The organism is Streptomyces sp. NPDC001530, assembly GCF_042894545.1.
GTDB lineage: Bacteria > Actinomycetota > Actinomycetes > Streptomycetales > Streptomycetaceae > Streptomyces.
Map to the genome: position 1 here is coordinate 301,490 of NZ_JBIAVS010000007.1, position 22,646 is coordinate 324,135.

25 protein-coding genes, 1 tRNA gene and 2 pseudogenes are annotated in these 22,646 nt (G+C 69.0%); 14 read left to right on the forward strand and 14 right to left on the reverse strand.

Annotation, left to right across the window (positions count from 1 at the left end; genetic code table 11):
- Positions 1-4 precede the first annotated feature (4 nt).
- The gene (locus tag ACFY0T_RS16460) at positions 5-667 is read left to right on the forward strand and encodes an HAD family hydrolase (RefSeq protein ID WP_388870089.1); all 663 of its coding nucleotides are present in this window, start codon (positions 5-7) and stop codon (positions 665-667) included.
- Here the strand turns inward: ACFY0T_RS16460 and ACFY0T_RS16465 are convergent.
- On the reverse strand, positions 648-1,922 hold the full coding sequence (locus ACFY0T_RS16465) for a transcriptional regulator (protein WP_388870092.1): 1,275 nt from the start codon (positions 1,920-1,922) through the stop codon (positions 648-650). The genes ACFY0T_RS16460 and ACFY0T_RS16465 overlap by 20 nt on opposite strands.
- Positions 1,923-2,112: 190 nt before the next feature.
- Between ACFY0T_RS16465 and ACFY0T_RS16470 the strand changes: the two genes are divergently transcribed.
- The 3 genes from ACFY0T_RS16470 to ACFY0T_RS16480 are packed head-to-tail and all read left to right on the forward strand — an operon-like array spanning position 2,113 to position 3,921.
- Complete coding sequence (locus ACFY0T_RS16470; RefSeq protein WP_388870095.1) at positions 2,113-2,652, forward strand: hypothetical protein; 540 nt, start codon at positions 2,113-2,115, stop codon at positions 2,650-2,652.
- A 43-nt stretch (positions 2,653-2,695) separates the two neighbouring features.
- Positions 2,696-2,833 carry a hypothetical protein gene (locus tag ACFY0T_RS16475; RefSeq protein WP_388870097.1) on the forward strand — a complete coding sequence of 46 codons (138 nt, stop codon included), beginning with the start codon at positions 2,696-2,698 and terminating at the stop codon, positions 2,831-2,833.
- Positions 2,830-3,921 (forward strand): methyltransferase domain-containing protein, encoded by a 1,092-nt coding sequence (locus tag ACFY0T_RS16480; protein ID WP_388870100.1) that lies wholly within the window; start codon positions 2,830-2,832, stop codon positions 3,919-3,921. Before ACFY0T_RS16475 ends, ACFY0T_RS16480 begins: the two co-directional genes overlap by 4 nt.
- Before the next feature lie 941 nt (positions 3,922-4,862).
- Here ACFY0T_RS16480 and ACFY0T_RS16485 read toward each other — a convergent pair.
- Entirely contained in the window at positions 4,863-5,402 is a 540-nt protein-coding gene (locus ACFY0T_RS16485) for a DinB family protein (RefSeq protein ID WP_388870102.1), read from the reverse strand.
- A 341-nt stretch (positions 5,403-5,743) separates the two neighbouring features.
- Positions 5,744-6,025, reverse strand: coding sequence for a hypothetical protein (locus ACFY0T_RS16490; RefSeq protein WP_388870105.1), 282 nt, complete (start codon positions 6,023-6,025; stop codon positions 5,744-5,746).
- A 224-nt stretch (positions 6,026-6,249) separates the two neighbouring features.
- Here ACFY0T_RS16490 and ACFY0T_RS16495 point away from each other — a divergent pair, with 224 nt between their 5' ends.
- Both ACFY0T_RS16495 and ACFY0T_RS16500 read left to right on the forward strand, forming a co-directional pair.
- The gene (locus tag ACFY0T_RS16495; RefSeq protein WP_388870108.1) at positions 6,250-6,579 is read left to right on the forward strand and encodes a hypothetical protein; all 330 of its coding nucleotides are present in this window, start codon (positions 6,250-6,252) and stop codon (positions 6,577-6,579) included.
- Positions 6,580-6,645: 66 nt separating this feature from the next.
- Positions 6,646-6,932 (forward strand): annotated as a pseudogene (locus tag ACFY0T_RS16500) (transposase); the annotation flags it as partial.
- A 240-nt stretch (positions 6,933-7,172) separates the two neighbouring features.
- Here ACFY0T_RS16500 and ACFY0T_RS16505 read toward each other — a convergent pair.
- Positions 7,173-7,592: an Hsp20/alpha crystallin family protein gene (locus tag ACFY0T_RS16505; RefSeq protein WP_388870111.1), complete on the reverse strand. Its 420-nt coding sequence runs from the start codon at positions 7,590-7,592 to the stop codon at positions 7,173-7,175.
- A 191-nt stretch (positions 7,593-7,783) separates the two neighbouring features.
- On the opposite strand from ACFY0T_RS16505, the gene ACFY0T_RS16510 reads away from it, so the two are divergent.
- Positions 7,784-8,086 carry a hypothetical protein gene (locus tag ACFY0T_RS16510; protein ID WP_388870114.1) on the forward strand — a complete coding sequence of 101 codons (303 nt, stop codon included), beginning with the start codon at positions 7,784-7,786 and terminating at the stop codon, positions 8,084-8,086.
- Between the two features lie 38 nt (positions 8,087-8,124).
- Here the strand turns inward: ACFY0T_RS16510 and ACFY0T_RS16515 are convergent, their stop codons facing one another.
- Positions 8,125-9,105: a GlxA family transcriptional regulator gene (locus tag ACFY0T_RS16515; RefSeq protein ID WP_388870117.1), complete on the reverse strand. Its 981-nt coding sequence runs from the start codon at positions 9,103-9,105 to the stop codon at positions 8,125-8,127.
- 174 nt (positions 9,106-9,279) lie between these two features.
- Here ACFY0T_RS16515 and ACFY0T_RS16520 point away from each other — a divergent pair, with 174 nt between their 5' ends.
- A complete protein-coding gene (locus ACFY0T_RS16520) occupies positions 9,280-9,768 on the forward strand; it encodes a DUF2269 family protein (RefSeq protein WP_388870120.1) in 489 nt (162 codons plus the stop codon).
- 10 nt (positions 9,769-9,778) lie between these two features.
- Entirely contained in the window at positions 9,779-10,288 is a 510-nt protein-coding gene (locus ACFY0T_RS16525) for a levansucrase (protein WP_388870123.1), read from the forward strand.
- A 125-nt stretch (positions 10,289-10,413) separates the two neighbouring features.
- On the opposite strand, the gene ACFY0T_RS16530 is transcribed toward ACFY0T_RS16525, so the two are convergent.
- A complete protein-coding gene (locus ACFY0T_RS16530) occupies positions 10,414-10,878 on the reverse strand; it encodes a hypothetical protein (RefSeq protein ID WP_388870125.1) in 465 nt (154 codons plus the stop codon).
- Positions 10,879-11,009: 131 nt separating this feature from the next.
- Positions 11,010-12,377, reverse strand: coding sequence for a DUF445 domain-containing protein (locus ACFY0T_RS16535; protein WP_388870128.1), 1,368 nt, complete (start codon positions 12,375-12,377; stop codon positions 11,010-11,012).
- A gap of 208 nt (positions 12,378-12,585) precedes the next feature.
- Between ACFY0T_RS16535 and ACFY0T_RS16540 the strand changes: the two genes are divergently transcribed.
- Positions 12,586-13,917: an SGNH/GDSL hydrolase family protein gene (locus ACFY0T_RS16540; RefSeq protein ID WP_388870131.1), complete on the forward strand. Its 1,332-nt coding sequence runs from the start codon at positions 12,586-12,588 to the stop codon at positions 13,915-13,917.
- Positions 13,918-14,023: 106 nt separating this feature from the next.
- On the opposite strand, the gene ACFY0T_RS16545 is transcribed toward ACFY0T_RS16540, so the two are convergent.
- The 4 genes from ACFY0T_RS16545 to ACFY0T_RS16560 form a co-directional block, all read right to left on the reverse strand.
- A complete protein-coding gene (locus ACFY0T_RS16545; RefSeq protein ID WP_388870133.1) occupies positions 14,024-14,887 on the reverse strand; it encodes a DUF1707 domain-containing protein in 864 nt (287 codons plus the stop codon).
- A 112-nt stretch (positions 14,888-14,999) separates the two neighbouring features.
- Positions 15,000-15,992, reverse strand: coding sequence for an ATP-binding cassette domain-containing protein (locus ACFY0T_RS16550; protein WP_388870136.1), 993 nt, complete (start codon positions 15,990-15,992; stop codon positions 15,000-15,002).
- Positions 15,989-16,837, reverse strand: coding sequence for an ABC transporter permease (locus ACFY0T_RS16555; RefSeq protein WP_388870139.1), 849 nt, complete (start codon positions 16,835-16,837; stop codon positions 15,989-15,991). Before ACFY0T_RS16555 ends, ACFY0T_RS16550 begins: the two co-directional genes overlap by 4 nt.
- A gap of 67 nt (positions 16,838-16,904) precedes the next feature.
- Complete coding sequence (locus tag ACFY0T_RS16560) at positions 16,905-17,705, reverse strand: ABC transporter permease (protein ID WP_388870142.1); 801 nt, start codon at positions 17,703-17,705, stop codon at positions 16,905-16,907.
- Between the two features lie 199 nt (positions 17,706-17,904).
- Between ACFY0T_RS16560 and ACFY0T_RS16565 the strand changes: the two genes are divergently transcribed.
- Positions 17,905-20,358 (forward strand): transglycosylase domain-containing protein, encoded by a 2,454-nt coding sequence (locus ACFY0T_RS16565; protein ID WP_388870145.1) that lies wholly within the window; start codon positions 17,905-17,907, stop codon positions 20,356-20,358.
- 69 nt (positions 20,359-20,427) lie between these two features.
- On the opposite strand, the gene sugE is transcribed toward ACFY0T_RS16565, so the two are convergent.
- The 3 genes from sugE to ACFY0T_RS16580 form a co-directional block, all read right to left on the reverse strand.
- Positions 20,428-20,748 (reverse strand): quaternary ammonium compound efflux SMR transporter SugE, encoded by a 321-nt coding sequence (gene sugE / locus ACFY0T_RS16570; protein WP_388870148.1) that lies wholly within the window; start codon positions 20,746-20,748, stop codon positions 20,428-20,430.
- A gap of 161 nt (positions 20,749-20,909) precedes the next feature.
- Positions 20,910-21,212 carry a co-chaperone GroES gene (locus tag ACFY0T_RS16575; protein WP_187285621.1) on the reverse strand — a complete coding sequence of 101 codons (303 nt, stop codon included), beginning with the start codon at positions 21,210-21,212 and terminating at the stop codon, positions 20,910-20,912.
- Between the two features lie 97 nt (positions 21,213-21,309).
- A complete protein-coding gene (locus ACFY0T_RS16580; protein WP_388870150.1) occupies positions 21,310-21,648 on the reverse strand; it encodes a DUF3618 domain-containing protein in 339 nt (112 codons plus the stop codon).
- A 132-nt stretch (positions 21,649-21,780) separates the two neighbouring features.
- Here ACFY0T_RS16580 and bcp point away from each other — a divergent pair, with 132 nt between their 5' ends.
- The 3 genes and pseudogenes from bcp to ACFY0T_RS16595 all read left to right on the forward strand — a co-directional run bounded on the left by bcp (position 21,781) and on the right by ACFY0T_RS16595 (position 22,614).
- On the forward strand, positions 21,781-22,248 hold the full coding sequence (bcp, locus tag ACFY0T_RS16585; protein WP_388870153.1) for a thioredoxin-dependent thiol peroxidase: 468 nt from the start codon (positions 21,781-21,783) through the stop codon (positions 22,246-22,248).
- 108 nt (positions 22,249-22,356) lie between these two features.
- A pseudogene (locus tag ACFY0T_RS16590) lies at positions 22,357-22,476 on the forward strand (HNH endonuclease); the annotation flags it as partial.
- A 53-nt stretch (positions 22,477-22,529) separates the two neighbouring features.
- Positions 22,530-22,614, forward strand: a tRNA-Leu gene (locus ACFY0T_RS16595).
- Positions 22,615-22,646 lie beyond the last annotated feature (32 nt).

A 22,646-nucleotide genomic window follows, 5' to 3' on the forward strand; every position in this document is an offset into this window, starting at 1 on the left:
CCCCATGATTCGCGCAGTGGTTTTCGACGTCGGTGAATGCCTGGTGGACGAGACACGTGAGTATGGGACTTGGGCCGATTGGCTGGACGTGCCTAGGCACACCTTTCACGCGATGTTCGGGGCGGTGATCGCCCAGGGCCGTGACTATCGCGAGACATTCCAGGAGTTCCAGCCCGGCTTCGATCTCTATGAGGAGCGGGAGAAGCGGGTCGGCGCGGGGCAGCCGGAGACGTTCGGGGAGGGCGACCTGTACGAGGACGTCCGGCCTGCGCTCACCGAGCTCCGCGCCGATGGTCTGTGGCTTGGTATCGCCGGCAACCAAACCGTGCGGGCAGGGCGGATTCTGCACTCGCTGTTCTCCGATGACGTCGATCTGATCGGTACGTCGGACGACTGGGGTGCCAGTAAGCCCGACCCGGAGTTCTTCAAGCGCGTCGCGGCCGTGGTGCCCTTCGAGAGTGACGAGATCCTCTACGTCGGGGATCGGTGCGACAACGACATCCGGCCTGCCGTAGACGCGGGGATGCACACCGCGCTCGTACGCCGCGGGCCCTGGGCCACGATCCAGTGGAACAGCCCCGAGGCCCAGGAGCTGCCGACGTTTCGCGTCGACAGCCTCCTGGAACTGTCCGGCTTGATCCTCAACTTCAACGGCTCAGCGCGCTGAGTGTCGTCGACCATCCGTAGAGCCGGTCGTCGAGGTCACGAACGCAGGGCTCGCGTTGGTTGGGGATGAGCGCCCGCCTAACCTCTCGTACTCGGTCCATACCTGTCGCGTACCAGGTGAGGGCGAGCTGGTCGAGGGCGCGAGCCGCGTACTCGCACGCCTGCTGCGGGTTCCCCGAAGCGGCTTCGACCGCGGCCAAGTCGCCGAATACGACGGTGCGTTGCTTGTCCTCGCCCACTGGCATCTCGTCGAGAACGCGGAGCAGGGTCTCGCGCGCTTGGGGAAGGTGCCCAGCAATCAGCTGAGTGTTTCCCTTGAACGCTGCCAGGCGGGCCGGAGAGAACCAGCCCATCCACTCGGGCGACGCGTGCTCGTTCCCCGTGGTGATCACATCCTCGGCGTGACCGATCAGGTGGAGTGCGGTACGCGTGTTCCCGCAACGGGTCTCGCACTCGGCTTCGACGGCGTCGAGCCAGGCGAGGAACTCCGCGGAGGCAGGGACGCGCCGGGCGTACGTGCGTGCTGCGACCATCCGCTCCAGTGCCGTATCACGGTCGCCAACCCACCCGGGGATGAACGCCATGTGCGCGATGACCGCCGAGCCGAGCAGAGGGTCATCGGCCTCGCCCGCGGCCTGGAGCGCCAGGAGAAGGGTGTCGTTCGCGCTGCTCGGTTCGCGGCGATCGAAGAACTCGATCCGTCCCGCCAGGAGGTAGGACTCGGCCAGCGCTGTGGCGACAGTACGACGTGTGGAGCCGCTCGTCTCCGACAGCAGTGCGCATCCCAACGCAGCGTGCGCGATCACGGCAGGGTGCAGCTTGTCCGGCGAGACCGACCAGTACAGCCGCCGATGCGATCGAGTCACGGCCTCGAAGTCCACGCCAGCAGTGGCTGGTTGTGTTGTCGCGGCCGTCCGCCCCGGTACGACGGAGAGGCCGACAGCGGCTGCGTCACCGGTCACCGGAGTGCGACGCATACGGTCGGGTTGCGTCCCGTCAGAACCCCATGGAGGGGTGAAGCCAAGGGATTCCACGCTCTGTCCAAGCAAGTGGACGAGTACCCGCTGGCAGTCCGGTTGCGGCCACGGCGGGCTCTCCGACTCCCAGCGCCGCACCTGACGTACGCCGATCGACAAGCCGCGGAGGCCAAGCCGCTGGGCGGCCTTGGTCAGAGCATCGGCTAAATCCTGCTGTGAGTTGAAGCCGGCTGCCACACGCGCGGCCTTCAGGCGGACATTGCCGGTGGGACGGGGCATGAGCACCTCCTCAAGGAGACTGTGCTGATCGCCTCACAGTAAGTCCGATCTCGCGCAGCTCGTCACCCAATGGCGCCAAGTAAGCCCTATAGATGTCCTCTTGATGGCCTGCCAAAGTCCTCGAATCGAACGCACCGGGCGTCCAGGCTGTATCTCACCAGCCGACCGCATGTGAGGACAGGGGTACGCCGTGGGCGACACACAGCAGGCGACGGACAGAGAAATTGCCGAGTGGCTCACCATGGAGCACCCGGTGCCGCGGCAGGTCTGGACGGAATGGGCGACGCACGGTGTCGCCCTGCTGCCGCTCGGCAAGCGGTTCGCCGCGGTGCGGATGACTACGGATGCCGTCCACGCCATGGTCGACTCCGACCAATTGGCTGACGTGGCGTCAGCGGTACGGGACTTACTCTGCGGCCCCGTCGTCTATGACCGTCGAGCCGTAGGGGTCACGTACTACGCCCTGGTCCAGCGGGACACCGAACTCGTCTGGACCCACGACGATGTCGCACCTTGTCTTGGGCAGGGCGTCTACCTGGGCGTACCTCGCCTCGACCGCCGTGAGCCACCTGGCACGTACTGGGTAGTGCCACCGCGGTATCCCGGCGATCTTTGTACTTCACAGGCTGTGGCCGCCCTGGTCGAGGCCGGGCAGCGGCGGCTCGTCGAGTCATCAGGGCTGTGCTCACCCCGCCAGCAGAGCTGTGACGGCCCTCCGGTCATCACTTGAGGTGACCAGACCGGGGCACTGATGGCCTGGTGGGAACGGTTCGGTGCTCAACGGTGACGCCGACGGCGAGTGGGTGTTCTTCGAGAACAACCCTGCCGGAACGTGGGCATGGGTGGAAAACCGAACCGGCCTGCCGATCGCTGCGGCGCACGCCGACTACCTGCAAGGAGACGCCGAATGACTGGCCCGGACAGCCGAGTGTCGGCGGCGCTGCGGCGGAGGTTCGCCGGGGAACTCGGCGCACGGTTCGGCAGCGGATGGGGTGACGCGTTCGCGGCCGTCCCCCGGCACATCTTCGTCCCCCGCTTCTATGCCCAAGCCGACGAAGGTTCGTGGCGGGCCGTCAGCTGCGGTGACCCTGGCTACCTGGAGACCGTCTACTCGAACCAGGCGCTCACCACTCAGCTGGACGAACAGGGCATCCCCACCAGCTCATCGAGCGAACCGGCCCTCATGCTGGACATGCTCGACGCCCTCGACGCCCGGGAAGGCGACACCGTCTTTGAACTCGGGACGGGTACCGGATACAACGCCGCGTTGCTCTCGCACCGGCTCGGCGACGACAGCGTGACCAGTGTCGATGTCGACCCGGTCCTCGTCGAGGCTGCGGTGCACCGTCTCGAGGAGGCCGGCTACCGCCCGTTCGTCACCTCCGGAGACGGCGCCCGCGGCTGGCCGCAGCGTGCCCCGTACTCGCGCATCATCGCCACCGCCGCCCTGCGGGCCCTACCGGCGGCGTTCCTCGCCCAGGCCGCGACCGGCGCGGTGATCGTCGCCCCCATCGGTTACGGCGTACTGCGCGCCACCGTCACCGCCCCGGGCCACGCCACCGGACGGTTCCTGCCGACGCCCGCTCACTTCATGCCCCGGCGCACCCCCACCGTTGCCCCTGCGTTCGATGCCCTGCGTAGCGTGGAACCCACGGACACCAAGGTGGCCGCGGGCAACGTCCTCGACCGTCTGCGGTTCCCCCTGTCGATTGCCTTGGCCGGCCACAACTCGTGTTCCTGGCGGGATGATGACGGCGAACTCACCGCCGTTGGTCTGTGGACCCAGGAAGGCTCGACGGCGACCGCCCACGTATCCGGCGCGGTGCGCCAGATCGGGCCGCGGCGCTTGTGGGATGTCGTCGAAGATCTCGCCGCCGTCTTCGACGGCGTACCGCTTCGCGATGAGTTCCATGTGACCATCACCCCAGGTCGGCAGACCGTCTCGTACAGCGTGTCCGGCGGGCCTTCGTGGGAACTGCTCGGAGGTAGCACCCCTTGAGTGGCAGACCCGACTAGACGCAGCTGGCGGCAGAGCGAGAAATCGCCGAGTTGCTCACCAGGGGGCATCCGGTGCCGGAGCAGGTCTGGGCGGAATGGGCGACGCACGGTGTCGCTCTGCTTTCATCTCAGTCCGCGGAGCTGTGACGGCATGCGTTGGTTAGGGTCCTGCGCATGTCGAACGAGTATCCGTCGCAGCCGAATCCGTATGCGCAGCCTGGTAGTTCTGGTTCGTATGAGAGTCCGGGGCCGTATGGGGCTCCGGGTCCGTACGGGGCTTCAGGGCCGTACGCGCCCTCCGGTCCGTACGCTCCGTACGGCTATGTGCCTCCCGTGGCACCCCCGGTCATGCCAACCAGTGTGCGGGCCGCGCAGGTGACGGTCTTCGTGATGATGGGCTGTGTCTGCTGATGTCGGTCGTGGTGGGGGCCGGGAGTGGGTCGCGGGCTGCTGGGGCGAGCCTTGGGCAGAACCTGATGGGGTGCGTGCTGTTCGTTCTGGCGTTCCGGTATGGGACAGCCGGGAATGGGGTGCGGGTCGCCTCGATCGTGCTGGCGAGTGTGCAGATCGTGCTCGCGCTTGCAGGGACTGCGCGGGGAATCCAGGGTGGGATCTTCGCGCTGGCCGGAGCGGTCACTGTTGTTGCGCTGCTCAGTCAGGGGACGGCTGGGGCGTGGTTCAAGAGGGCGCGTGGCTCTGCGGTGCCGTATGGGGCGGGGCCTGGGACTCAGTGATGTCGGTTTGCGAGGCGCCCAGGGCCGTCCTGGTTGCCGAGTGTGGCGGTTCCGGGGCGAGCGGCCCGAAAGGGGGCGGCGGGGGACGTGGACGCTAGGTGGCCATGTGAGCATCACAGTTAGCCAGCCGAGCGACCGCGTGATGAGGCTGTGCAGGCGGGGACCATCTCCTTCCCCACCCGACACGCCGCAGCGTCAGCCAGCGGCGTCAGCGACCGCTGTCCAAGGTGAGCTGGGCGTGGTGGAAGTCGAAGTGCTGCGTCGGGTAGCGGTAGATGTCCGCGAGCGTCATGAAGTCCTTGAAGAACGGGTCCCAGCGCACGGGGTAGTACATCCCGCGAGCGAGGTCAGCCTCGGGCTCCGCCGAGAGTTTGCGGCCGAGTGAGTCGATGAGGCGGTCGAAGGCTGCGCCCGTCCGGCGTGGCCCATAGACCTTCACGGCGCCGCACGGCCCGAGGTAGTTGATGAAGTGGAACGGCACCGTCGCCGCGTCCAGCAGCCGGGCGAACGTCTTCCCCATACCGGCGGGAAGCCGCCCGATCAGCCGCACCAGGAACAGCAGCCTCAGGGTGACCATGTAGCCGAAGAGCATGTGCCACAGCAACTGCTCGTTGTTCCACCTGGTGCCGTTCGTCGGGCGGGCCAGGTCGGCCGCGGAGGCCGCATCGAGGAGACGATGGAAGATCTGCCGGACGCGCTCGTAGTCGTCGTACACCGCCTGCCGGTCCATCGGATCCGTGTTCGCCATGGCCTGCTGCTCTCGTCGGCACTCGAGTTCCGCCGGGATTGTGATGATGCCCCTGCACGAGCCCGGTGACCAGCAGCGGCACACGCCGAACCAACGGCTTGAGCGACACCTGGAACACCGCCGCGACATCCTCGCGATCCCGGCACGACGCCAACGCGGCCACCGCCGCAGACGCAACGCTTCCTGTGCCTGCGGCGACAACTGCTGTGCGTCCCGTACCAGTTCAGGCAGGCAGGCAGGCAGGCAGGCACGGATCAACGACCCAGAACCACCACCGCTTCGGTTCAGCAGGCGCTGCGCTTCGACTTCCTCGCCGATACGCGCGGGCTCAGGCGGCGCGCCTACGCGTTGTCGCAGGCGACCGGCCGGGATCGCGTGCCGGTTCGTGTGTAGTTGGAGACCCCATTGACGATCATCGACGTGTCTCCAGTGAGCGCGTCGCACACGCCCACCGGCCGGGTAGGCGAATAGCAGATCAGGCTGTACTGGCCGAGGTACCGCTCCTTGGTGCAGACAGCGCTGCTGCCGAAGCTGCTGTTGAGTGAACCGCTGATGTCTACGGCCTTGGTGGTGTCCAGGGTCGCAATCAGCGCGATCTGCGCTCCACCACTGCGGTTGGTCACGAGGCAGCCTCGGTACTGCACATGGTCGGAGACGGAGTGGGTCTTCGAGGTTGAGCAGTACCAGTTTGACTCGCCGAGGTACCGTCCCGGCTGCCAGGTACCAGCGGCCGAAGCTGGACTTGAGGCGAAGATGACGCCGGCGGCGGCAGCGGCCAGCGTCGCCAGACCACGATTGACACGAAGCATTGGTTCCCCCGTTTGTAAGCCCGCGCACGCGCAAGGACGTGCGCAAAGATCAGTCGCGTTCGAACTGTATCTCGACAGTTGCCGCACCAACCGCTACCGCGTTCTGCGACAAGCAGCAGGGCTGCCCACGACTAAGACTTGTCCGGTCGATCTCTGGGGCGGCGGGCCACCTCGGAGGCCTGCACACCGGCTTCAGCTTCGAGAATCCGGACAACCCGGTGGGTCGGGACCTGGATCTGCTGCTGCCCGCCCTCACCGCGGCCAACCTGGCTGGACCCCTCGCGAAGCCCGGCAGAGAGGACCGCGAGGAGCAAATCGTGCAAGCGATCACAGGCTTCCTCTCCCTTCCCGAGCTCGAACTGCCATGATCGGCGGCAACAAGACCTGTCCTACCGATCGTGTGACTGCTCCGTGTCCGGGTCGTTCATGTGGACATGGGGCGGGGTCATCTGGCTGACGCCGAGTGGGAACGGCTGCGGCCGTTCCTGCCGGCAGCAACGGGCGTCGTGGCCGGTGGCGGGATCACCGACAGGTGATCGACGGGACTTTGTACCGGGTGCGGACCGGGGTGCAGTGGCGTGGTCTACCCGAGCGATTCGGGCCGTGGAAGACGGTCTACGAACGCCACCGGCAGTGGTCGGCCGACGGAACCTGGAATCGGCTGCTCCAGCAGGTCCAGGCCGCGGCCGACGCGGCTGGTGGGATCGACTGGGACGCCTCGGGGCCGCTCTGGTCATGTCCTGAGGGCGGCGGGTGCTGGCGCCGTGACCTCGGGCGTCGTACTTCTCAGGTCGTCGCCGACCGCCCTGGGCAGGACGTTCTCGCGGTGCTCAGGGGGTTCATCGTTCGGGCTCTCCTCGCGGTCCGGTGCTCAACTCGCTTCGGTCTCTCGGCGATGCCTCCGCCCCGCGGGGCCAGTACCAGAGGCGCGTACCCGCGGGGCAGGGGCGTCGGGCCGAGGTCAGCTGTGGAGCTGCTTGCGCTTGCTGCCGCCGGCGATCGGGATGCGGCGGGGCTTGGCCTGTTCGGCCACGTGGATGCGCAGGGTCAGTACTCCGGCGTCGTACGAAGCGTCGATGTGCTCCGTGTCGAGGGTGTCGCCGAGGAACAGCTGCCTTGTGAAGGTTCCGGTCGGGCGCTCCGCCACGATCATGTTCGCGCCCTCGGGGGCGGGGGAACGGCGCTCGGCGCGTACGTTCAGGACGTTGCGCTCGACGTCCAGGTCGATGGTCTCCGGGTCGATGCCGGGGAGGTCGAAGTGGACGATGAGGTCGTCACCGGCTCGGTACGCGTCCATCTGCATCGCCGCGGGGTGATCGGGGCCGAAGAACTGCTGCGCAAGGCGGTCGAATTCGCGGAACGGATCGGTGCGCATGAGCATCACAGGTCACTTCTTCCATACAGGTACTGGGTGCAATGCCCTACGGCTTCTTATATAACTCCCGCGAAGAAAATTGACAAGCCTCGACTCAAGCTTGGCGCTTGGGGCGTTCCGCGAGGGCGGGCGCTGGTCGGCCGGAAGATCCGCGTTAGCCTCGGTTCGTTCGACAGACGCAGCAGCGGGAGGCAGCAATGGCGAAGGTACCGGCCGCGGCGGTGGCCGCGAGTGGGCTCATCGGCGGGTACGGCGTGGCCCGTTGGACCAAGAAGCGGCAGCTCGGCGGGGTCGTGCTGGCCGCCGCAGGGGCCGCGGCCGCGCAGCAGTGGAAGCAGCAGGCCGGCGGGAAGGCCGCCGGGGCACTGACCGCGGCGTACGTCGCCGCCTTCGCCGGGTCCCACCCGCTGGCCAAGAAGATGGGCGCCTGGCCCGCCGTGTTCACGGTCGCCGGCGCCGTCGCGCTCGCCTCCTGGGCGGTCGCCGACCGCCAGGGCTGAGCCCACCGGGGGACGGGACCGGCCGGAGAGGGACTCGGTCAGCGGACCGACGTCGCCCCGCCCCCTCCCTCCACGCCCTGAAACGCCCGCCGATACGCGTACGGACTCGTCCCCACCACCCGCTTGAAGCGTTCCCGGAACGCCGTCGGCGAGCCGAACCCCGCCTGGGCCGCGATGCGTTCGACCGGATACGTGGTCGTCTCCAGGAGGTACTGGGCGCGCCGCACCCGCGCCCGGTGCAGCCACTGGAGGGGTGTCGTGCCGGTCTGTTCGCGGAAGCGGCGGTTGAGCGTACGGGTGCTCATGCCGGCGTGGGCGGCGATGTCCTCCAGGGTCAGGTCGTGGCCCGCGTTCTCCTCCAGCCAGTCGAGGAGGGGCTCCATGGTCGTACCGGCCGGTACCGGCGGCTGGTCATGGACGATGAACTGGGCCTGGCCGCCCTCCCGTTCGAGCGGCATGACGGACATCCGGGCGGCGTGCGCGGCTACGGCGGACCCGTGGTCCTTGCGGATCATGTGCAGGCACATGTCGAGGGCCGCGGCCGCGCCCGCCGAGGTGAGGAACTGGCCGTTGTCGACGTAGAGGACGTTCGGGTCGACGGTCACGGCGGGATACCTGGCCGCCAGGTCCTGGGCCGCGATCCAGTGGGTGGTCGCGCGCAGCCCGTCCAGCAGCCCGGTGGCGGCGAAGACGAATGCGCCGACGCAGATCGAGGCGATACGGGTGCCGTTCGCGGCCGCCGCGCGAAGCGCCTCCGCGACGCCCGGCGGCAGCGGGACGGTGGGGTCGGCGACGCCGGGCAGGATGATCGTGTCGGCGTCCGCCAGCGCCTCCAGGCCGTAGGGGGCGCGCAGCGCGAACGGGCCCGCGCTCACCTCGTGGTCCGCCGCGACCGAACAGACCCGGATCCGGTACGCCGCCCGCCCGTCCGGCAGCCGCGCCCAGCCGAAGGTGTCGATCGGGGCGGAGAGATCGAACGGGATGACCTGGTCGAGCGCCAGTACGGCCACGGTGTGCATGGCTAGAGGGTAGGCACACGACGGGTTGTGGTCAGCCGCTCACCCACTCGACAGTCCCCGGAGACTCCGGAGAACCCCCTTGCCGTGAGGCCATGACGGTCGTGGCGAGAATCCGTTACCCCCTGGCAAAAGTGCCACTTCTGCAAGATCCGCTCCGGCCCCTACCGTCACCCCGTGACCAAGTTCCTCCTCGCTGTTCACGTCCTCGCCGCGATCGTCGCCGTCGGGCCCGTCACGGTCGCCGCCAGCATGTTCCCGCCCAGCGCGCGCAGACTGCTGGCCGAGCCGGGGAACGCCCAAGCCGTGTCCACGGTGCGGCTGCTGCACCGTATCTGCCGTGTGTACGCCACCGTCGGCGTCGTCGTTCCCGTCTTCGGGTTCGCCACGGCGAGCAACATGGGCGTACTCGGAGACGCCTGGCTGATCGTCTCGATCGCGCTGACGACCCTCGCCGCGCTCGTGCTCATCGCGCTGGTCCTGCCCAGGCAGGCCGCCATCGCGGAGGGGGTCTGGGATGCCGGGGGCAGCGAGATCGCGGTGGCACAGAACGTGTCACGGAAGACGACCGTCCAGCTCGCCATGTTCACCGGGATCTTCAACCTCCTCTGGGCCACCGTCACCGTCCTGATGATCGTGCGACCGGGGTCCACCACGGGGGCTTAGGATCCCGCCCATGTACGGACAGCAAGAGCAAGCGGCGCCGCAGGCCTACCTCGCCTCGGTGGAGGGCCGGCTGACGGCCGACGGATGTGCCACGCGGTGGGAGGACTGGGCCGGGGTGCCTGTGCTCGTGGGGCGGCGGGCCGACTTCAAGATGCGCTGGATGGCCACCAAACTGCACCTGTTCACGGTGGCCGCGGCGGTCCCGGAGATAACCGTCCCCGCCATCTCGGCCTTCACCGACCAGGTGATGAAGTACGCCAAGGACACCAAGGGCGGCCTCCCCGTCGGTATGCAGAACGGGGTCGGCGCCTTCCCGCTGCTGGTCAGTGACCGTGTCGATCCGGCCGCCGTACGGTGGGCCGAGGAGCAGCAGCGCATCAAGTTCGCCTGCATGACCCGGCCCGTCGTGGTCGACAGCACCCGCCAGTACGTGGGGATGTACCGCGGCAAGCCGGCCCTCGGGCGCGTCTACGCCTCGTACTTCATCGAGAAGGGTTCGCGGTACTTCTACGGCCAGTGAGCCGGCCTTGCCTGAGTCCTGCCGGCCCTGCCTCAGTTCTGCCGACCTTGCCTCAGTTCTGTCGGCCCTGCCTCAGGTCTGCGGCCGGCCCTGCCTCAAGTCTGCGGACAGTGGGCCCGCGCCCGTCACCATCGGTGGGCCAGGCTCAGCTCCTCGTCCACCAGGTCCGCCCTGAACTGCCGTGCCACCGCGGCCGCGACGAGCACCCCGGCCGCCATCAGCAGCGTGAAGAACGCCCACGCCAGCGGCCACGCGTTGGCGAATCCGTCCGGCGGCCCGGGGTGCGTGCGCAGCGACACGTACAGCAAGGTCGCCGGCGGCACCGCCACCAGCAGCAGCGGCCAGGCCAGCGCGTCCCGGTGGCCGAAGTAGGCGGCCAGGGCCAGCAGGAGCACGCCGAGGAACACGACTCCCAGGCCGCTCACCGGCGTCGTCTCGACGATCGAATCCGCCGTCTCGGGGCGGTTGCGCAGGTCCCAGGGCAGGCAGACGAGGTACGCCGCGCAGGAGAGGGCGGCGCCGAGCACGCGCGTCAGCCAGCGTTCCGGCCAGGGGCGCGTTCGCAAGGGGCTCAACAGCTTCTCGGTCATGCGTACGAGGGTTCCGCGCCCGGCGAGGGCCCGACAGAGTACGCGTACTCAGATGCTCGTACTCAGATGCGTCCGAGCCGCCCGACAAACCTGCGGGCAATTGAGGTTACGCCTGTTACGCCCCCAGCGGCCTACGCCCCCACCGCCCGCGACACCACATAGATCAGCAGCCCCGCCAGCGAGCCCACCACCGTGCCGTTGATCCGGATGAACTGCAGGTCGCGGCCGATGTGGGCCTCGATCTTGCGGGTCGTGTGCTCGGCGTCCCAGCCCGCGACGGTGTCCGTGATGAGGGAGGTGATCTCCTTGCGGTACGTCGTCACGACGTACACCGCGGCGCCCTCGACCCAGCTGTCGACCTTGGCCTGGAGCTTGGGATCGGTGGCCATGCGGGCGCCCAGCGACAGCAGGGAGGCGCGCACCCGCAGCCGGAGCTCGCTGCGCTCGTCCTCGGCGGCGGACACGATCATGGACCGTACGGCCGTCCAGGCGGAGGCGATCAGTTCCTGCACCTCGCCGCGCCCGATGACCTCGACCTTCAGCCGCTCCACGCGGGCCCGGGTGTCCGTGTCGGACTGGAGGTCGGAGGCGAAGTCGGTGAGGAAGCGGTCCAGGGCGCCGCGGGCCGGGTGGGCGGGCGCGTCGCGCATCTCGGTGACGAAGCGGAGCAGCTCCTTGTAGACCCGCTCGCCGACCTTCCTGTCGACGAAGCGGGGGGTCCAGCCGGGTGCGCCGCCCTCGATCGCGTCCATGACCTGCTCGTCGTGCAGCACCAGCCAGTCGTGGGCGCGTACGCAGATCAGGTCGACGACCCGCTTGTGGCCGCCGTCCGCGACGATCTTCTCCAGCATCTTCCCTATGCCGGGCGCGATCTCCTGGGCGTCGGCGCGCCGTGTGATCGCCTCGCCGACGACCGCCTGCACGTCGGAGTCGCGCAGCACCGTGAGCGCGCCGCGCAGAGCGGCGGAGAGCTCCGCCGTCACCCGGTCGGCGTGGTCCGGTACGGCGAGCCAGGCGCCCAGCCGGCTGCCGATGCCGACGGCGCGCAGCCGCTGTCGTACGACCTCCTCGGAGAGGAAGTTCTCGCCGACGAACTCGCCGAGCGAGATGCCCAGCTGGTCCTTCTTGGTGGGGATGATCGCGGTGTGCGGGATGGGCAGGCCGAGCGGGTGGCGGAAGAGGGCCGTGACCGCGAACCAGTCGGCGAGCGCGCCGACCATGCCGGCCTCGGCGGCCGCGGCGACGTATCCGGTCCAGACGCCGGCTCCCGCGTTCTGCCCCCACTTGGCGAGGACGTACACGAGCGCGACGAAGAGCAGCAGGCCGGTCGCCGTGATCTTCATCCGGCGGACGCCCCGGCGCTTCTCCTCGTCGGCGGGGCTGAAGGTGGTCATCGCCCGGCCCGGCGGCCCGGGGGCGGTCACCACCGGGTTCACGGCGGCGTCCGGCCGGGCATGCTGCCCTTCGGCACCCATTTCTTCCCGTTTCGTACGTTCCATCCGCTCCACCCGTCCGGCGACCCCGTACACATTGTCCCTTCCTGACCTACTCCTGGAACGGAACAGGAGTTCCCGGCGTCTGTTCGGACGGGGAATCGACCAGGGGAACCCTTAAGGGGCGCTGTCGGCGCTCTGCCACCCCATGACGCATCATGGGGTCATCACATCGGAGCCTCGGGCTCCCATCGCCCGAGGAGACACGCACCGCATGACCAAGCGTCACGGTTATGCCCTGCTCGCCGCGATCATCGCCGTGATCGTGGTTCTTTCCGCCGCCATATACGTCGGTGTCTCGGCCGACGACGGCTCCGGGGACCGGAACAACCTCGCCAGTGGCCGCGCCCCGCACAACTCCGCCGCCCCCGCCTCCACCGGCGCCTGGGTCGGCGCCTGGTCGGCCTCCCCCGTCGGAGCCGAGCCCGGCACGGAGACGAACGGCATGGCGGGCCGCTCCGTGCGCAACGTCGTGCACGCGAGCGCCGGGGGCACGAGTGCCCGCGTCACGCTGTCCAACCTCTACGGACAGCAGCCGCTGAACATCACGCACGCCACCATCGCCGTCGCCGCGACCGTGAACAACGCCGCCGCCGCGACCGACACCATGCGCCGCCTCACCTTCGGCGGCAGCACCTCGGTGATCGTCCCGGCCGGGGAGCAGGTGCTGAGCGACGCCGTGCGCGTGCGGATCCCGCACGGCTCGGACGTCCTCGTGACGACGTACTCGCCCACGCCGTCCGGCCCGGTCACCTACCACCCGCACGCGCGGCAGATCTCGTACGTCGCCGACGGCGACCGCACGGAGGACGTGAGCGGCACCGCGTACACCGAGCAGAGCGAGTACTGGCGCTATCTGACCGCGCTCGACGTGCTGAGCGACGACTCGGTGGGCACCGTCGTCGTGCTCGGCGACTCCCTCACCGACGGCATCACCTCCACGGTCGGGGCCAACCACCGCTGGACCGACGTCCTTTCGGACCGGCTGCGCGACGCGGCCGGCTCGTCCGACGCGCCGCGCTACAGCGTCGTCAACCAGGGCATCAGCGGCAACCAGATCCTGGCCGCGGGGCTCGGCCGCCCGGCCGACAACCCAAGTGGCCTCTCCCGCTTCGGACGTGACGTCCTCGACCGTACGAACGTCAAGGCCGTCGTCATCGACCTCGGGGTCAACGACATTCTGCGCAACCCGAACCAGGTCGATCCCGCGACGATCACCGACGGGCTGCGGAAGCTGGTGCGGCAGGCGCATGCCCGCGGACTGCGGGTCGCTGGGGCCACCCTGATGCCGTTTCAGGGGCACCGGGGGTACACGGACGCGCGGGATGCCGTGCGGCAGGCGGTCAACGCGGAGATCCGGGCGGGGAAGGTGTACGACGCCGTTGTCGACTTCGACGCGGCGCTTCGTGATCCTTACAACCCGCGGCGGCTGCGGGGCGATTACGACTCGGGGGATCACTTGCACCCCAGTGACAAGGGGTACAAGAGGATGGCCGAGGTGTTCGACCTGGAGGATCTGAAGGGGTCGGCGCCGGCTGAGCTGTAACAGTCTTCCGGGTGCGGGTTCGTCGTGGCTGGTCGCGCCCACGCGGCGGAGCCGCATAATTCACAGCCCCGCGCCCCTGACGGGCGGCGCTCCAGCCGGCCGGGAGTCAGTAGTCGCCGTAGCGGCGCCTGTCGCGCTGCTCCCTGCGTTCCCGGTGGCGCTCCCTGCGCTCCTCGTGCCGTTCGCGGCGCTCCTCGTGGCGTTCGCGGATCAGGTCGCGGGCCTCGTCCAGGGCGTCGAACATGTCGCCCAGACCGTCGGTCTGTGAACCCTGAGAGCCCTGCAACTCCTTGCGGGCCGCCTTCCGTTCGAGCTTCTCCTGGCGGCGCTCCTCCTTCAGCCGCTGGCGCTCGGCGCGGGTCAGTTTGCGTTCGACGCCGACGCCGCCCCAGAAGGCGAAGCCCGTGACGATCACGCGGGGGGCGCCGGGCTCCCCGGGTTCGCCCTCCTCGCGGTGGTCGAAGCCGCCCATGATGCCGATCCCGCGGACGACGACCTCGACGCCGGGCGGTACGACGACGTTCACGCCGCCCATGATCGCGATGCAGTTGATCACCACCTCGCCGTCGGCGAAGTTCGCCTCGCGCAGGTCGATCTCGCCGCCGCCCATGAAGGCGAAGGAGTTGAAGCGCCGCGGCACGGTCCAGCGCCCCTTGCGCTCGAAGCCCGACAGGATCGCGACGCCCCACGAGGACGAACCCTCGCCGCCGACGATCCGCCCCGACCAACTTCCCCTCTGCGCGGGCTGCTTGACCATGTTCACCACGGGCGACGGCACACCCGCGGTCGGCAGATCGCGGGTGATCGGCGTCAACTCCCCGTAGGTGCGCGCCTTGTACGTCGCCTCCAGCCGCTCCTCGAACTCCTCCATGTCGAGGCGGCCCTCCGCGAGGGCATCCCTCAGCTGGTCGGCGACTCGTTCACGATCGGCGTCGGAGGCGCGCAGCTCCGGGAGTTCGTCGTCGGTCATGTACAGCAGCCTACGAGTTCCCCGCCCGAGGGGCTATGCGGCCCGCCAATCCGCCAAAGCCTCGCTACGAGACCGCTTCCTCCCCCGGCCAGGAGACCGCCCTCTGCCCCGGCTACGAGACCGCCTTCCCCTCATACATGCGGCTGATTACCGCCTCGATGTCCGGCTCCCGCACCGAGAGATCCACCAAGGGATACTGCGCCGCGATCCGTGCCACGAGCGGCGCCGCCGACTGGGCCGCGGGGAAGGCGAGCCACTGCCGCGGCCCCTCCACCTTCACCACCCGCGCCGACTCCACCTCGATCGGTGGAAGCTCCCGCTCCAGGTCCACGACCAGCGTCCGCTCGCTCTCCCCCACCTCGTGCAGCCCGGTCAGCGGGCCGTCGTACATCAGCCGCCCGTGGTCGATGACCATCACCCGTCGGCACAGCTGCTCGATGTCGGTGAGGTCGTGCGTGGTGAGCAGGACGGTCGTGCCACGCTCGGCGTTCAGGTCCCGCAGGAAATCCCGGACCCGCGCCTTGCTGATCACGTCGAGCCCGATCGTCGGCTCGTCGAGGTAGAGCACCTCCGGGTCGTGCAGCAGCGCGGCCGCGATGTCGCCGCGCATCCGCTGGCCCAGGGAGAGCTGGCGTACGGGCACGTCCAACAGGGTGCCGAGTTCGAGGAGTTCGACGCAGCGGTCGAGGTTCTCGCGGTAACGCCCGTCCGGGATCCGGTACATGCGGTGCATCAGCCGGTACGAGTCGATCAGCGGGAGGTCCCACCACAGGGTCGTACGCTGCCCGAACACGACCCCGATGCGCCGCGCGAGCCGCGTCCGCTCGCGGGACGGGTCGATGCCCGCGACCCGCAGCCGGCCGCCGCTCGGCGTGAGGATGCCGGTCAGCATCTTGATGGTGGTCGACTTGCCGGCACCGTTCGGGCCGATGTAGCCGACCATCTCGCCGCGCGGCACGGTGAACGAGAGGGAGTCGACGGCGCGCACCTGTCGCCGCTCACTGCGCAGGAAGCCGGTCTTCTTGCGCACGTCGAAGACCTTCTCGACCCCGTCGAGCTCGATGAAATCACTGTCCGCGTCGAAATCACTGTCCACGTCGGTCAACTCCCCGTACTCCGGTACGCACGCAGTCCCGCGCGCCAGGCGATCCCCGCCAGCGCGCAGCAGCCCGCCGCGACCAGCGGCGCTGCGAAGGCGACCCACGTCGGCAGGTCGAGCGGATAGGGCCGCCCCAGCACGTACAGCGCGGGCAGCCAGTTGACGAAGGCGAGCGGGAAGACGAAGGTCACCCCGCGCAGCAGGTCCTTGGCGAAGACGGTCGGCGGATACTGCAGGAGCGTACTGCCGCCGTACGTGAAGGAGTTCTGCACCTCGGAGGCGTCCTGCGCGACGAACTGGAAGGCCGCGCCCGCCACGAACACGGCCCCGAAGATCGCGCCGCCACTGAGCAGCATCAGCGGGATCATCAGCAGCCGGAGCGGTGTCCAGTCGATGTCGAGTACGGCGAGGGCGTACCCGAGGACCAGCAGTCCCTGGGTGACCCTGCCGAGGCGGCGCAGCGCGAAGCGGTCCGCGGCGACCTGCGCGAGGACGGGCACGGGGCGCACCAGGAGCGTGTCGAGCGTGCCGTCGCGCACCCGGCGCCCGAGCCGGTCCATCGAGCCGAGCACCAGGTCGGCGAGCCCGAAGGCGGTGCCGGCGACGCCGTACAGGAAGGCGACCTCGGGGAGGCTGTAGCCGCCGAGCCGGTCGACCTGGGAGAACATCAGCAGGATCGCGACGAAGTCGAGGGCGGTCCCCGCGAAGTTGCCGAACGTGGTCATCGCGAAGGAGGCGCGGTAGGCCATCGTGGAGCGCACCCACATCGCGGCGATCATGCGATAGGCGCGCACTCCGTCGCGTAACCGGGCGTACGCCCCCTGCTTCTCGGGCCACCTCGGATCAGCCACCCGCGCCGGTCCGTCCACCGCCCGCTCGCCCCTCGGCTTCTCACCCCTCGGCTTCTCGTCCACCCGGCTAACCACCCTGCACCACCACCCTCCGCGTAGCCACCGACTGGACCAGCCGCCCGGCCGCGAGCAGCCCGACCGCCCAGGCCGCCTGGAAGGCGTACGTGCCCAGCGGGTTCGCCGTGCCGAGCAGGACGTCCACGGGGGCCTGGATCAGCGACGACCAGGGCAGGGCGCGTACGAACTCTCCCAGCGCGCCCGGGAAGACGTTCAGCGGCAGCAGCATCCCCGAGCAGAAGATCCCCGCGATCCACGCCAGCTGCACCGCACCCGCCCCGTCGAGGAGCCAGAACGCGGACAGCGCCACCAGGAAGCGGATCGCGAAGCTGACGACCACCCCGAGGACCACCGCGACGAGGAAGGCAATCCAGGACAACGGGTCGGCGGGCAGCGCGAGGTCGAAGAAGAGCGCCCCGAAGGCGAGCGGGACCACCCCGCGTCCCAGCAGGTGGAACAGCGCCCGGCCCGCGTCCTGGGCGAGCCACCACAACTGCAGGTCGGCGGGCCGGTACAGGTCGATCGCCACGTCACCCGTACGGATTCGCTCGATCAGCTCGTCCTCGAAGCCGCCGCCCATCACCGCCACCACCATGAGCAGCGCCTGGCCGAGCCACACATAACTGAGCGCCTGCGCCTGGTCGTAGCCGCCGAGATGCGGCCTGTCGTCCCACAGCGCGATGAAGATGTACGCCAGGATCAGCCCGAAGACCGTGTTGGTGAACACCCCCGCCGCCGTGGCCGTCCGATAGGTCGCGTAGCGCCGGAACCCGCCGACCGCGACGGCCGCGTACAACCGTCCCGTGCCCACAACCCGCTCCTCTCCGCCGCGTTGAGCCAAAGCGCAGGAGCCTAGCCCGGGGTTGACGTGGCCCGCCAGGCATTTTCCGGCGCGACGCGTGCCGGGAACAGGGAACGGAACGCTTGGTGCGACAGTCTTCAAGAGGGGCGCACAAGGCGTACGAGGGCGTACGGGAACGTACGCACGCGAAACAGGAGTCCGGCGACAAATGAGCGACGAGCCGCAGCCGCAGCAGAACAGCCAGGGCTGGGCACCCAGGGACCCGGAACCGCGACCGGCACCGGCACCGGCACCGGCACCACAGGGAGCGCCAGGCAAGCCCGGGAAGAAGCAGCGGCCCCAGCGCACCGGCTGGCGTCGGCTCATCCCGACCTGGCGGATCGTGCTCGGCACCGTGCTCGGCGTGATACTGCTCCTGATCGGCCTCTTCGCCCTCGGCTACTACCTGGTGAAGATCCCGCCCGCGAACGCCGCCGCGACCAAGCAGAGCAACGTCTACCTCTACGCGGACGGCAGCCAGCTCGCCCGCGACGGCGACGTCAACCGGGAGAACGTGTCGCTCGCGCAGATCTCCAAGGACGCCCAGCACGCGACCCTCGCCGCCGAGGACCGCGACTTCTACTCCGAGTCGGCGGTCGACCCGAAGGCGATGGTCCGCGCCGGCTGGAACACGGTCACCGGCAAGGGCAAGCAGTCCGGCTCCACGATCACCCAGCAGTACGTGAAGAACTACTACTTGGGCCAGGAGCAGACCGCCACGCGGAAGGTCAAGGAGTTCTTCATCTCCATCAAGCTCGACCGGGAGAAGAGCAAGGACGACATCCTGGAGGGCTACCTCAACACCAGCTACTACGGCCGCAACGCGTACGGCATCCAGGCCGCCGCCCAGGCCTACTTCGGCGTCGACGCGAGCGATCTGACGGTCGGCCAGGGCGCCTACCTCGCGGCGCTCCTCAACGCGCCCAGCGAATACGACGTGATCGCGCACCCCGAGAACAAGTCCGCGGCCGTCGCCCGCTGGAACTACGTCCTCGACGGCATGGTCAAGAAGAAGTGGCTGAGCCCGTCGGACCGGAACAACGTCAAGTTCCCGATGCCGAAACAGGCCAAGGGCTCGGCGGGCATGTCGGGTCAGCGCGGCTACGTCGTGAAGGCCGTCAACGACTACCTGATCCAGAACAAGATCATCGACGAGGACACCCTCCAGACCGGCGGCTACCGCATCACCACCACCCTGCAGAAGCCCAGGCAGGACGCCTTCATCAAGGCCGTCGACGACCAGGTGATGGACAAGCTCGACAAGAAGAACCGCAAGGTCGACAACTACGTCCGCGCGGGCGGCGCCGCCATCGACCCCTCCACCGGCAAGGTCGTCGCGATGTACGGCGGCATCGACTACACCAAGCAGTACGTCAACAACGCGACCCGCCGCGACTACCAAGTCGGCTCCACCTTCAAGCCGTTCGTCTTCACCTCCGCCGTGCAGAACGACTCGACGACCCAGGACGGCCGCACCATCACCCCCAACACCCTCTACGACGGCACCAACAAGCGCCCCGTACAAGGCTGGAACGGCGGCTACTACGCGCCCGAGAACGAGGACGGCCTCTCCTACGGCGACATCACGGTGCGCCGCGCCACCGACAAGTCGGTGAACGCGGTGTACGCGCAGATGGCCGTGGACGTCGGCTCCGACAAGGTCAAGGACACGGCCGTCGATCTCGGCATCCCGTCCAACACACCGGACCTGACCGCCTCCCCCTCCATCGCGCTCGGCTCGGCCACCGCCAGCGTCCTCGACATGGCGGAGGCGTACGCCACGCTCGCCAACCACGGCAAGCACGGCACGTACACGATCATCGAGAAGATCACCAAGGACGGCGCGCCGGATGTGAGACTGCCGGCCCGGGACACGAAGCAGGCGGTGAGCCGGGAGGCCGCGGACACGACCACGTCCGTCCTGCGGAGCGTCGTCGAGAGCGGCACCGGCACGGCCGCGCTGGCCGCCGGCCGGCCCGCCGCGGGCAAGACCGGCACCGCCGAGGAGGACCAGGCCGCCTGGTTCGCGGGCTACACCCCCGACCTCGCCACCGTCGTCTCCGTCATGGGCCAGGACCCCGAGACGGGCGCCCACAAATCCCTGTACGGCGCCCTCGGCGAGACCCGCATCAACGGCGGCGGCTACCCGGCGCAGATCTGGGCCCAGTTCACGAAGGCCGCCCTCACGGGCACCGCCGCGTCGGACTTCGACCTCCAACTCCAGCCGGGCGCCGAGCAGCAGGAACTCCCGCCGATCGAACCCAGCACGCCCTCCACCCCCGGCGGGGACAACGGCGGCACCGAGACGGGCGACGAGGACACCGAGGGCCAGGACCAGGGGCAGACCCAGGGCCAGACGCAGGGCCAGGACCAGGGCCAGACCCAAGGACAGACGGAAGGCCAGGACCAGGGCCAGACCCAAGGACAGACGGAAGGCGAGACGAACGGCGGCGACACCACCGGCGACACGACGACAGGCGGCGACACCACCACCGAAGGCACCACGGGCGACACCACCACCACGGGTGGTGACACCACCACGGGCGGCACGACGGACGGCGGCACGACGGGGACGACTACGGGGACGGGGCTGCTCGGCCGGCCCTCGCAGAGACGCTCGTAGACCTCGGTGGCCTGACGCGTCGACGTCAGTGGTCCGAGGCGTGGACGTCAGTGGCCCGACCGGTAGACCTCAGTGCCCTGAGGTGACCTTCAGCCCCACCACGGCCACCAGCAGCAGACACACGAAGAAGATCCGGGCGGCGGTCGCCGGCTCACCGAGCACGACCATGCCGAGCACCGCCGCACCGGCCGCGCCGACGCCGACCCAGACGCCGTAGGCGGTACCGATCGGGAGCGACTTGGCGGCGTACGACAGCAGGACCATGCTCGCGACGATGCCCGCGCCCGTGAGGACGCTCGGGACCAGCCGCGTGAAACCGTCGGTGTACTTCATGCCGATCGACCAGCCGACTTCGAGCAGACCGGCGACGAGCAGCAGGATCCAGGCCATGAGAGGCACCTCCGTGATCAATCAACAGGGGTGCGTCGTCTTTGCCTGGGAGCTCTTTCGCTCTCCGCCCGGTACGGCGCGTCTCGTCGGTCCTTCAAAGGTAGCAAAGGAACGGCAAAAGGGGCTGGTGACGATGGTCACCAACCCCTTTGGGCTGCGATTTACAGGTACAGGCCGGTCGAGTCCTCGGACCCCTCGAACCGGTCCGCGGCCACCGCGTGCAGATCCCGCTCGCGCATCAGCACGTACGCGATCCCGCGCACCTCGACCTCGGCGCGGTCCTCGGGGTCGTACAGGACGCGGTCGCCCGGCTCCACCGTCCGGACGTTCTGCCCGACGGCGACGACCTCGGCCCAGGCGAGGCGCCGGCCGACGGCCGCCGTCGCGGGGATCAGGATGCCGCCGCCGGAACGCCGCTCGCCCTCGGCGGCGTCCTGCCGCACCAGCACGCGGTCGTGCAGCATCCGGATGGGCAACTTGTCGTGTTGGGTGCTGTGCTTTTCCCGATTGGCGCTCACGCCCCGAACCTACCTGCCTCAGCCGCTTTCGTACGTGGGTGGGTCAGCCCTTGCGTCGCCGCGAGCCCACGGCGAGCAGCCCGATGATCCCCACCACGACCAGGGCCACCGGCACGATGCGCTCGAGCCGCGGCGCGCCCTCCTCCGTGACGAGCTGGCCCTTCACATCGCTGACGACACGGTTGACGCCGACGTACGCCCGCCCCAGCGTGTGGTCGATGTTGGAGACGACCTTGGCCTTGGCGTCCCCGACGATGGTCTTCGGGTGCACCCGCACGCCGATCTCGTCGAGCGTCTCGGCGAGGGTTTCGCGGCGGCTCTTGATGTCCGCCTCGATCTGCGCCGGAGTCCTGGTATCCGACGTTCTCGACGTATCCGACACCGCGCTGCCTCCGTGGTCGTGTCCGGTTCTCTGCCTTCGACAGTCTGTCAGCTCGCACGGCGCCGCACCCCTCGGCACCCCCCATTACGCTCGTTCCGTATCCATTCCGCACCCCGGCCACGTGAGGTACCGATGAGCGAGCGACTCCAGCCCGGCGACACCGCCCCCGCCTTCACCCTGCCCGACGCCGACGGCAACGAGGTCTCCCTCGCCGACCACAAGGGCCGCAAGGTCATCGTCTACTTCTACCCGGCCGCCCTGACCCCCGGCTGCACCAAGCAGGCCTGCGACTTCACGGACAACCTCGACCTACTGGCGGGCGCCGGCTACGACGTCATCGGCGTCTCCCCCGACAAGCCCGAGAAGCTCGCCAAGTTCCGCGACAAGGAGTCCCTGAAGGTCACCCTGGTCGGCGACCCCGACAAGACCGTCCTGGAAGCCTACGGCGCCTTCGGCGAGAAGAAGCTGTACGGCAAGACAGTCGTCGGCGTCATCCGCTCCACGGTGATCGTGGACGAGGACGGCAAGGTCGAGCGGGCCCTGTACAACGTGAAGGCGACGGGTCACGTAGCGAAGATCATCAAGGACCTCGGCATCTAGACCCGACCCTTCGGATCAGAGGACCGCGATCCACACCTCGGGAGGCAGGCCCGGTCGCCCCGGCACCGGCCTGCGCTCCTGTGCCCAGGCGTCACCGACGATCTCGGCGACATCAACGGCGACTGGAGTGACGACCGTCGCCAGAACCTGCGACTGTCGTGCCCCAACTGCCATGCGATGACCAGTACCTGGTGCCGAGGCGGCAGACGGCGCGCTGGAGCAGCCTGACACAAACCCCGGCTCGCCCCCGGGCGCCTGGCCGGTACGATGGCAGGCGGCTAGCGGCGGTGGCGCAACGGCTGACGCAGCAGACTTAGGATCTGTGGCCCGTGAAACGGCTTGAGGGTTCGAATCCCTTCCGCCGCACTCGCAAACGGCCTGCGAATCGAAGGATCGAT

What these genes read in the sequence shown, in the direction of transcription:
- ACFY0T_RS16510 (WP_388870114.1), top strand. Translation starts at nt 7,784, where the DNA reads ATGGCGAAGGTACCGGCCGCGGCGGTGGCCGCGAGTGGGCTCATCGGC.
- ACFY0T_RS16565 (WP_388870145.1), top strand. Translation starts at nt 17,905, where the DNA reads ATGAGCGACGAGCCGCAGCCGCAGCAGAACAGCCAGGGCTGGGCACCC.
- bcp (WP_388870153.1), top strand. Translation starts at nt 21,781, where the DNA reads ATGAGCGAGCGACTCCAGCCCGGCGACACCGCCCCCGCCTTCACCCTG.
- ACFY0T_RS16525 (WP_388870123.1), top strand. Translation starts at nt 9,779, where the DNA reads ATGTACGGACAGCAAGAGCAAGCGGCGCCGCAGGCCTACCTCGCCTCG.
- ACFY0T_RS16535 (WP_388870128.1), bottom strand. Translation starts at nt 12,377, where the DNA reads ATGGAACGTACGAAACGGGAAGAAATGGGTGCCGAAGGGCAGCATGCC.
- ACFY0T_RS16515 (WP_388870117.1), bottom strand. Translation starts at nt 9,105, where the DNA reads ATGCACACCGTGGCCGTACTGGCGCTCGACCAGGTCATCCCGTTCGAT.
- ACFY0T_RS16465 (WP_388870092.1), bottom strand. Translation starts at nt 1,922, where the DNA reads ATGCCCCGTCCCACCGGCAATGTCCGCCTGAAGGCCGCGCGTGTGGCA.
- ACFY0T_RS16460 (WP_388870089.1), top strand. Translation starts at nt 5, where the DNA reads ATGATTCGCGCAGTGGTTTTCGACGTCGGTGAATGCCTGGTGGACGAG.
- ACFY0T_RS16480 (WP_388870100.1), top strand. Translation starts at nt 2,830, where the DNA reads ATGACTGGCCCGGACAGCCGAGTGTCGGCGGCGCTGCGGCGGAGGTTC.
- ACFY0T_RS16485 (WP_388870102.1), bottom strand. Translation starts at nt 5,402, where the DNA reads ATGGCGAACACGGATCCGATGGACCGGCAGGCGGTGTACGACGACTAC.
- ACFY0T_RS16540 (WP_388870131.1), top strand. Translation starts at nt 12,586, where the DNA reads ATGACCAAGCGTCACGGTTATGCCCTGCTCGCCGCGATCATCGCCGTG.
- ACFY0T_RS16575 (WP_187285621.1), bottom strand. Translation starts at nt 21,212, where the DNA reads ATGCTGCACGACCGCGTGCTGGTGCGGCAGGACGCCGCCGAGGGCGAG.
- sugE (WP_388870148.1), bottom strand. Translation starts at nt 20,748, where the DNA reads ATGGCCTGGATCCTGCTGCTCGTCGCCGGTCTGCTCGAAGTCGGCTGG.
- ACFY0T_RS16545 (WP_388870133.1), bottom strand. Translation starts at nt 14,887, where the DNA reads ATGACCGACGACGAACTCCCGGAGCTGCGCGCCTCCGACGCCGATCGT.
- ACFY0T_RS16530 (WP_388870125.1), bottom strand. Translation starts at nt 10,878, where the DNA reads ATGACCGAGAAGCTGTTGAGCCCCTTGCGAACGCGCCCCTGGCCGGAA.
- ACFY0T_RS16505 (WP_388870111.1), bottom strand. Translation starts at nt 7,592, where the DNA reads ATGCTCATGCGCACCGATCCGTTCCGCGAATTCGACCGCCTTGCGCAG.